A 636-nucleotide genomic window follows, 5' to 3' on the forward strand; every position below is an offset into this window, starting at 1 on the left:
TCGATGCGTTCGACATTCTCGACCGGGATGGTGGAGAGGTCCACCGCCGCCTCGCTGCCCAGGTTCATCAGCACTCCGTCCACGTAGACCGCCACCTGCGCTGCGCTGCTCCCGCGGATGGAGGCCACCGTGTAGGCCCCGCGCCCCTTGGTCTCCACCACGTGCAGGCCCGGAACCTGCTTCAGCAGCTCCGGCAGGTTCTTCTGCTCCCCCCTCATCTCCTGGGGACGCACCACCGTGACCGACCCCGGCGAGAGGAGCAGCGTGTCCTCGTTCTCCGCTACCGAGACGACCCGTTCCTCCGGAAGCTCTACGGCCTCTCGGAGCGGAGCCGCATCCGCGAGGTTCACCCAGAAAATAAACGGCGTCATGACGACGCAAAGAAACGCTCGGCCCCTCATCGGCGAACATCCCCCCGTCGGAAGTGTGAGACAAAACAGGGGAAACCCTTCAAAGGGCTTCCCCTGGAGAAAGCGAACAAACGCTCCATGGACATCCGTCGGCACCCACCCCTCGAGGCATCCAACGAAGAGGCCTCTCGGCAGGTCTCCTGACTCGCGCTCGTCCTAATCCCGAACCTTCTCATCCCCGCACGTGCCGGGGGACAATGGTGCGTATCGGTTTCGTCACGCTTAC

General features: G+C 64.0%; 1 protein-coding gene and 1 riboswitch. The gene reads right to left on the bottom strand.

The window, feature by feature from the left end:
* Positions 1 to 401, bottom strand: a 401-nt coding sequence (locus EII26_RS12875) for a TonB-dependent receptor (RefSeq protein WP_233572762.1), incomplete at its 3' end; no start/stop codon positions are given.
* Positions 402 to 523: 122 nt separating this feature from the next.
* Positions 524 to 636, bottom strand: a riboswitch (cobalamin riboswitch). This riboswitch is flagged as partial in the annotation.

The sequence above is a fragment of the Fretibacterium sp. OH1220_COT-178 genome (assembly GCF_003860125.1).
GTDB lineage: Bacteria > Synergistota > Synergistia > Synergistales > Aminobacteriaceae > CAJPSE01.